1 protein-coding gene is annotated in these 251 nt (G+C 41.0%); it reads left to right on the top strand.

Annotated features, from left to right (window positions below):
* The coding region (locus CD127_RS11410) for a hypothetical protein (RefSeq protein WP_206168813.1) at positions 1-251 on the top strand (251 nt) is incomplete at both ends.

Here is a 251-nt window from a genome sequence, read left to right as displayed (position 1 = left end):
TCAGCATCAACGAGTGAAAGTGATTCCGATTCAGTAAGTGCAAGCACATCAGATAGTGATTCAGCATCAACAAGTGAGAGTCTTTCAGACTCAGCAAGTACAAGCACATCAGGTAGTGAATCAGTATCAACAAGTGAAAGTGATTCTGATTCAGTAAGTACAAGTACGTCAGATAGTGATTCAGCATCAACAAGTGAGAGTCTTTCAGACTCAGCAAGTACAAGCACATCAGATAGTGACTCAGCATCAAC

Source organism: Staphylococcus petrasii (assembly GCF_002902565.1).
In the GTDB taxonomy this organism is placed as follows: domain Bacteria; phylum Bacillota; class Bacilli; order Staphylococcales; family Staphylococcaceae; genus Staphylococcus; species Staphylococcus petrasii.
Note: the sequence above shows the minus strand (reverse complement) of the source record. Positions and strands in the feature narration are given on the sequence as shown.